The organism is Salmonella sp. SAL03688, assembly GCF_046551895.1.
GTDB classification, from domain to species: domain Bacteria; phylum Pseudomonadota; class Gammaproteobacteria; order Enterobacterales; family Enterobacteriaceae; genus Salmonella; species Salmonella enterica.
On the sequence record NZ_JBGDVI010000052.1, the window covers coordinates 1 to 1259 of the forward strand.

The 1259-nt window shown below is 53.4% G+C and carries 1 protein-coding gene; it reads left to right on the forward strand.

From position 1 onward, the window contains the following. Positions 1-66 precede the first annotated feature (66 nt). Positions 67-1229, forward strand: a protein-coding gene (locus tag ACLJR2_RS23645; protein ID WP_086011251.1) for an IS3 family transposase whose coding sequence is annotated in 2 segments (ribosomal slippage) — positions 67-328 and positions 328-1229 — 1164 coding nt in all. Because the reading frame shifts where the segments join, the coding sequence is not laid out codon by codon here. The last annotated feature ends 30 nt before the right edge of the window (positions 1230-1259 follow it).

The following is a 1259-nucleotide window of genomic DNA, read 5'->3' on the forward strand; positions in this document are numbered from 1 at the left end:
TGATCTTACCCAGCAATAGTGGACACGCGACTAAGTGAGTAAACTCTCAAGTAAGAGGTGACTCACATGACAAAACCTGCATCAACCACTAAAAAGCCACGTAAGCAGCACACGCCTGAATTTCGTCACGAAGCCCTGAAACTGGCTGAACGCATTGGTGTGGCCGCAGCTGCCCGCGAACTTAACCTGTATGAATCACAGCTCTACAACTGGCGAAGCAAACAGCAAAATCAGCACTCTTCTTCTGAACGCGAACAGGAGATGTCCGCTGAGATTGCCCGTCTGAAGCGTCAACTGGCTGAACGGGATGAGGAGCTGGCCATTCTCCAAAAGGCCGCGACATACTTCGCGAAGCGCCTGAAATGAAGTATGTCTTCATCGAAAAACATCAGGCTGAGTTCAGTATCAAAGCCATGTGCCGTGTACTTCAGGTTGCCCGTAGTGGCTGGTACGTCTGGCATCAGCGTCGTCATCAGATAAACCGGCGTCAGCAGTTCCGTCTTGTCTGTGATAACGTCGTCCGGGAGGCATTCAGTGACACAAAACAGCGCTATGGTGCGCCACGCCTGACGGATGAGCTTCGTGCTCAGGGACGGGTATATAACATAAAAACCGTGGCGGCCAGCCTGCGTCGGCAGGGACTGCGGGCGAAAGCCTCGCGCCGGTTCAGCCCGGTCAGTTACCGTGAGCATGGTCTGCCAGTATCAGAGAATCTGCTGAAGCAGGATTTTTACGCCAGCGGTCCAAACCAGAAATGGTCGGGTGACATCACCTACTTACGTACTGATGAAGGCTGGCTGTATCTGGCTGTCGTCATCGACCTGTGGTCGCGTGCCGTTATCGGCTGGTCAATGTCATCACGGATGACGGCACAGCTGGCCTGCGATGCGCTACAGATGGCGTTGTGGCGGCGTAAGCGCCCGGAAAATGTCATCGTTCACACAGATCGTGGAGGGCAGTACTGCTCAGCGGATTATCAGGCGCTGCTGAAGCGGCATAATCTGTACGGTAGCATGAGCGCAAAGGGTTGCTGTTACGACAATGCCTGTGCGGAAAGTTTCTTCCACACGCTGAAGGTGGAATGTATCCACGGAGAGGACTTTGCCAGCCGGGAAATAATGCGGACAACAGTGTTTAATTATATCGAGTGCGATTACAATCGGTGGCGTCGTCACAGTGCCTGTGGCGGTCTCAGTCCGGAACAATTTGAAAACCAGAACCTCGCTTAGGGCTGTGTCCACATTACGTGGGTAGGATCA